Here is a 6,833-nt window from a genome sequence, read left to right as displayed (position 1 = left end):
GTATGAGATAGCCGTATCCTGCGGTCGATTGTTGGAAGACAGGTACGCCATATGTTTTTCCTTTCACCTTAACTGCATTCCAGAACATATCTGGAATCCCTTTCTTCATGTCCGGATATTTGGCAATTAAATCATCCAATGGTGCATAAGCGCCATTCGCGACATTTTGAAAGTAATTGTTGAAGCCTGCTGCTGTCCAAACGAGATCGTAGGGTTCACCAGAAGCCATGCTAACTTTCATTTTTTCTTCGTAAACACCCCAATCAATGCCTTTAAGTTTAACCGTCGCGTTAATTTTCGGCTTAATGAGTTTATTCAGGGCATCTTCTACAGTCTGCATATCTTTCTGAGGTCCAGCTGGGAAATAGTATGATAGTTCAACTGGCGCTAATGGGGTTGCTGTTGGTTGAGCTGTTTGAGCTGCCGCTGTACTTGGTGCGGGAGTCGCTGAAGCCGTTGGCTCAGCCTTTGGTGTGCTGCACCCAGTAAGTGCAACAGAGATACCAATACTCAGCATAACAAGTGAACGTTTCATATTCTTTGAGTTGTTCATGTTCTGACCTCCATATTTGTTTTGTATTCCACAAGCCATTTTCTTTGTATGACAGCAATGATTTGATGCTCCAATCATAAGTCGAGTACTATCGATCTGAATACAGAAAAAAACAGTAAAACACCGAATTTTAATAAAAATAGGTCTACAATAACTGATCAAATCTCCAAAAAATGAAACAAGATGGAAAAATAACACTTTAAAGCTACATTCATTCGCGTTTAATAGTTATAAATGTTGTACATTAATTGCGCTGCCTCAACGCGAGTCGTTGTTCCTTTCGAGTAAAGTTTGTTGTCGTAGCCGTTGATTAACCTTGACTGGACAAGAGCAGCGATACTGTTTGTAGCGTAATTCGAAATTTCCGAAGTATCCGTAAATGAGCCAAGATCGTCCTTCGAAGCGTCGATTGTCAGATTCCCGCTGCACGGCATGAATCTCGCCTTCTCCTTCAATATACCAGACGACGATATGCTCTGGATGTTGTTGTTCCTCCAATGTAGGCGAATACGGCATGCTCACGATGACAGGGGCTTTCGAGTTATTGAAGGCAATGGTTTCACCACCGGATTGAACGGTGAGCTCAATGACCGGATGAGAACCGACTTTATTCTGTACGCTTGCTTCTAGTTTGCTGATATCTGTACGAGCAATAAGCAGCTCGGTCTGGGCATCAGTCAATTCACCTTCTCGGAACATATTGCTTGGAATAACGATAGTGGCGATCGGTGTTATAATTTCGATTTGATATTGTTTCTTACCGCTTGACATTAAATAAGATGGTATCTGTTGCAAATAGGTTTTTGCTTCGACTGTTTGTGGAAATTCAAGGCTGATCGTTCCTTTTCCACTCGGATCAGACTCGGCTTGCTTAAGAGCTTTTCCCCATGCTGCTGCATCAACGGTTGACGTTGCTATGTTTGTTGCACAGTCGGCCTGCACTACAGGCGTGAGTATGATCCTCTCTGATTTCGTTTTGCCATTACCGCCATTTACCGATACCTTCTCGCCCACTGACTTCAGTGTAGAATCTAACCGCGAATTCACCAGTTTCACGGTGTTTAGCACAATATCGGCTGCTTCTTCATTCATTGCGCGAAAGGTTAACGTGGCTAATGTTGCATTTCCATTTTGACCAGGTGTATTTCCAATTTGCGTATGTGCGATTTAAATTTTATTCCCGTCCACGATAGGATTTATTGAAAAGCCGCCGCTTTGGCTGACTCCGCTTACAAACTCAATCTTGCTATTATCGTAAGTTACATTAACCTCATATGCGTACAAATCGCTTAACTGTTTTCCATTCACCGTTACTTGAAATGTGGCACCTGTCTTTGGTCTTTCGTTTGAGATGCTCAATAGAAACTGCGGGCCTGCGTCCGCATGAGTGATATTTTGGGGACATAGTGTAACAATTAGTAGTAATGCCAGCATAAAGGCGAGCAGTTTTTTTATCATCGGAGACGTCACCCTTTCTATATATCTTTACCAGACCAGCATAATTCGATAAAAGGGGGAGAACTTGCGTTCTCCCCACATGATCAATGATCCGTTTAGTGTATGATCGCTTTGGCTACGATTGCCAAGTCGGTAATATCTACCTTACCGTCTTTATTGACATCCGCATTGACATTCCAGCCAGACTGACCAGATTGTTTGCCATAGCTGGAAGAAACAATAGCCAAGTCTCCAATAGAAATAATGCCATTTCCATTGACATCTGCAGTTATTTTTTTGTCTTCAAATACCTGAACTGCCGCTGCAAGCGCAGCTTTGGCATTATCCACCTGAACCTGAGTCGCATTCGGATTATTCGCTGTTGCACTCGCTGTACTGATGGCCGACTGAAGGATTGCCTTTGAGCCCGTCAAATACAGACCATCCATATTTCCTTCTACAGCAGCATTATGCTCCGCCTGAGCGCTTGTGATTAAAGCATTCAGTGATGCCTTATCTACCGGTACTGCAGGTAAAATAATTTGCGTGCTGGAGGAGGCTTCGTTAATTTGCAATTCGTTTCCTTGACCGTTGGCAATTGTGAAACTGCTCACACCAAAGGTTGTATTCGTAACTTGGGTTACTGCTTTGGCAGTAAAACTAAATTTCAGAACATCTCCTTGTGGAAGAAATCCATCAGGGTTTGTGCTTGCAAGAACAAGCTGAACATGTCCCGGCACTGTCTCTTGATGGTCGATGACTTGCAATCCGTAAACAAGAGAGGTCACCGTATTGAACTGCATATTCACCGTATCATAGGTAAGGGTTAGCTCTTGAGCATATATATGCTGGAACTCATTTTGTGAAACGTTGCTCAGTCCCATCGTCACATCCAATGCTTCCCCAGTTATTACCTGTTGCCCATTAGTAAGGGTAGCCTGAGGCGATGCAGATACTGGTACTGGTAATACAGTCACATTAATGCTTGTTGTCAGTGCCACGTTGTTCGGATTCACAACTCCGTCAGGCAAAGTTACTGTTCCGTTAACGGTGAACGTCTGCCCTGCTGGTGAGGATGCATCATATGATGATGCATTCACATCCCATGCCACATTGGCATTCAAGCTTCCTGTCGTATCAGTTACCAATTCGACCGTTGCTGGCAAGCCAAGAGCAGTTGTCGTCTTCGCCGTTCCGTTTGGAACCCCTGTGATGGATGCCGGTGCTTTTATTTCCACAACATTTTGTGTTACTGGAAACTGTGCCGTTATTGTCACGTCCTGCGATGGCATTTGGAATGTGTAAGTACCAGTTCCGTTTGCCGTTATCGGATATTCGGTGTTATCCTCGCCTTTAACCTTCAAAGTAGCTACGTCAAGCTGAGATCCTGAATTTGCCTGGGTGTAAATCTTCACCGTGTCGCTGCTGTGCGCCCTTGAGTAGTTAAGGCTTGTGCTGGTGGCAATATCACCGTTTGCAGATTGCACAACATGAATATTGTTTGTTGCTTTCAGGGTAATAGGGCTTCCGATAGGCGATAGGCTAGTTTTATTTACCTCTTGCAAGGTCCATTGCTGATTTGGTACAGCCTCGGTCAGCGTCCAGATACGATTATTTGTCCATGCCTGGCGCATAGCAGCCTGTATTACAGAGGTAAATTCTCCTCCCAATGTAAACGCGCCATGCTGAATTGCATTGTTCCATGTCTTCATCCAATCAGCCATATAGTTGTAACTCTTGAATGTATTTTGGTTAACATACCATCCGGCACCGGCTTCCCAGCCGCCTTTCATGGAAAGATTCATTAAAAGGTTCGCCTTACCATACCCGCCGTGATTTCCGCTGTCATATATCCATCCCAACATAGATGGTAAGAAGTTTTTTCTGTAATAATTTAAGGAAGTATTTAATACCGAAATAGGTGTATTTGATTCGCCCCAGCTTACACGGGTAATCAAGCCCCAGCTATTTGTATCGATATTGCTGGATTCGTTCATATATCCGTCCATTTTACCTTTTTTAACAAGCTCATTATAAAGTGCAGTTTTAAATTCACCCGGCATAATAGAACCGTACGGGGTCATTTTAGTTGACTCAAATGAATCTGTTGAAAGTGCACGTAACCCTACATCGCCCAAAACTATTCCCATACGTTCAGCCATAGGCTCTAATGATTCCCAGCCACCTACAAACGGTGAATTGTAATAGTTCCAAAGCTGATATGCAGTTTCACCTGCACTGTAAGCGGCTTTTGGTGTGCCATATGATCCACGTCCGCTTATAGTTAGCTTCCATTCGTTATCGCTAACCTGTACAATGCCTGAATAGTCGAGAACTTCTTTTCCTATGCGTATACGTTTTTCAATACTACTTATTCTGTTTTCATGATTTCTGACTTTATCAGAAAACGGATTTCCGTCTGAAACGTAGATTTCAGTATCTGTAGCAGACACATCTCTTGTAAGCTCTGCATAGCCAACAAATGCAAGAGCYGGTGTTGCCTCCGGTGTAATATATTTTGCACCAGGTTTAATTAAATTTGAAAGTGTATGAGCGCCTATAGATACTCCGGATTCTGCAGCTCTTTCAACCATACGTTTTGCATTTGCGTCCGAGCCACCAAAAAGACTGTTAAATTCATACGTACCTTCAGCTGTCCAAGGGCCGCCTGCACCATATTGTCCGTAAAGCATTTTAATGCCGGAATTAAGTCCCATTTGTATGTCATTGTCAATTGTAGACAAGTTTGCATCCCACAACCCATCATTAAACACTAAAAAGTCTTGTCCAGATTTTATTGAAGTTTTTTGCCATTCCCCGTCAATTGTTGGGTGTGGTAAGCCTTCTGTTAATTCAATATTAGATATAACATTTAAGATGTTTTCAGGTCTTGTACCATATAAACCAATTGACGAACCTATCATGCTTGCGTTTTCTTTTACACGGTAATCAGTGTACATATGCTTACCAAGCATGGAAGGTACAAGCATCGGTGTTGGAGAATAAAATGCAACCGTGCGCATTGTATCTTGGGTATAATCCCACGTGTATCCGTTTGTTGCACTGCCCCATCCGTTAAATGCAGCAGAGTTTGAATAATCTACCTGGAAACCGTTTCTTACTCCGCTCAGCAAACTCGGGTAAAATTGCTCCTTAATTTCTATTGGCCAGCCACCAACTGTTTTTGAATTAAGCATATGCATACCAATAGCAAAATCTTTGTTATAAGCTGTACCTGTTGAAATAGCACCGTCGTTAATAGAAGTTTTTAACGGTCCCCATAAAATAGCCTGTACAGAAATATTATCGGGCTTATTAACTTCTTCTAATGTAAGTTTAAGGTAGTCGCCTTCATCACGTTGAGAAACAACTGTTTGTACGTTTATAGATGCAAAATCAAATGTCAAATTGCCGGTTGTTTCATCGTAGCTTACGTTTGTTGGCTCTACAAATTTGTTTTCAGCGATTAAAGAAACAAGTGTGCGCTGACGATTATCAGGCATTGCTGTAGAATAATCTTTGCCGTCTAATGTGCTGAATAAATTTGTAATTTTGCCGTGGCTGTCCATTACTATTTCAAGCATTGCCGCCTGAAGAACAACTGCATTTTCTTCAGGCAAGCTTACCCAGTAAGCAGTAAGAGTAATATCGCCTGTTACTGCAGAATTAAATGAGAATGGGTTGTTATTTAAGCGCCAGCCTGCAAATACGTAGCCTTCTTTTGTCGGGTTTTCAGGACGTGCAATAGTTAAGCCGTCTGTGACTTGTAGAGTTTCAACTGTAGAACCGCCATTCCTGTCAAATGTAACGGTGCGGATAGTTGCATCCTCCCAGTTAGCAACAAGTGTAATATTCGCTGTTACAGGATCGTTAAAATTCCATTCATTACCTCCAACTGTATCTACAGTCCATTTAACAAAGCGTTTATCTAATTGGGGATGAATTGGATTTTGGGGACGAAGTAATTTATTTCCTGTATCAACTCCGAGTTGTTCCCTTTTACCTGTACCATCGTTATAATCTAATGTTATTGTTTTGCCTGTAAAACGATAAACCTCTATTTCACATGCTACAAGACCGTTTGGCGCATAATTATGACCAGGTGTAGGCTCTTGTGATAAACCATGCTGATAATATCGTACGTAACGTGCTTTAACTGGATTAAACTTAATTAAACGTCCCCCTTGTACGTTTGGCTGCTCTATATCTTTACCAGCACCAAATCCCCAGAAGTTTTCACTGTCTGTATTGAAAACGGTTTTAGTTGAGGCATCATCAAAGTTTGGGGCGTTGGAAACCTGGAATACCATTTTATGAGAAGTGTGCGTATATCCAGAAGTAGGAGGTACTATACCAAAATATTTAATTTTGTCAAGATCATATTCTGCACCCAAATCAATCTGTATCCAGGCTTTCTCATTTATATCATGTGCTTCTGAACCTTGACGATAGTAAAAAGCGTTTGTCCATTGGTATGTCAAAATACCATCTGTAACTGTCTGAAGACGACTTGCTGCCCCCGGATCTTTCTGTGCCATTTGAGGGCTCATTATTACGGTTTTATTTTTAGCTAAATTTGCATTCAGGTCTTCATCAGGTGGTGTTGCAGCATTTACAACCTGTATTGTGGATAACATAGCTATTATAACTGCAAGAAATAGGCTTAATGCCTTTTTAAATCGTTTCATTTCAGTTTATCCTCCTTTAAATTTAACAATAGTAAAACTAACTTTTCCTGCCGTAGTCGATATAATGGTTCTGGTTGTGATCGCCTAAAGTTTCCAGTCCAAATTATACTTGTCCGCTACAGACTTTTGGATCAAATAGCCATAACCGGCTCATT

4 protein-coding genes are annotated in these 6,833 nt (G+C 41.8%); all 4 read right to left on the bottom strand.

What is annotated here, in order from left to right; genetic code table 11:
- A partial coding sequence (locus AC1DVJ_RS18750) for an ABC transporter substrate-binding protein (RefSeq protein ID WP_477592749.1) occupies window positions 1–553 on the bottom strand: 553 nt, incomplete at its 3' end.
- Between the two features lie 221 nt (window positions 554–774).
- The gene (locus AC1DVJ_RS18745) at window positions 775–987 is read right to left on the bottom strand and encodes an S-layer homology domain-containing protein (protein ID WP_477592748.1); all 213 of its coding nucleotides are present in this window, start codon (window positions 985–987) and stop codon (window positions 775–777) included.
- 733 nt (window positions 988–1,720) lie between these two features.
- Window positions 1,721–2,011 carry a cohesin domain-containing protein gene (locus tag AC1DVJ_RS18740; protein ID WP_477592747.1) on the bottom strand — a complete coding sequence of 97 codons (291 nt, stop codon included), beginning with the start codon at window positions 2,009–2,011 and terminating at the stop codon, window positions 1,721–1,723.
- A 95-nt stretch (window positions 2,012–2,106) separates the two neighbouring features.
- A complete protein-coding gene (locus AC1DVJ_RS18735; RefSeq protein ID WP_477592746.1) occupies window positions 2,107–6,678 on the bottom strand; it encodes an InlB B-repeat-containing protein in 4,572 nt (1,523 codons plus the stop codon).
- Window positions 6,679–6,833: the final 155 nt, after the last annotated feature.

This window comes from Paenibacillus sp. P4_A9 (genome assembly GCF_056402415.1).
This window is presented reverse-complemented; position numbering and strand designations above follow the sequence as displayed.

Excerpts from the sequence above, each read along its gene's own strand:
- AC1DVJ_RS18745 (WP_477592748.1), bottom strand. The coding sequence starts at position 987 with ATGCCGTGCAGCGGGAATCTGACAATCGACGCTTCGAAGGACGATCTT.
- AC1DVJ_RS18740 (WP_477592747.1), bottom strand. The coding sequence starts at position 2,011 with ATGATAAAAAAACTGCTCGCCTTTATGCTGGCATTACTACTAATTGTT.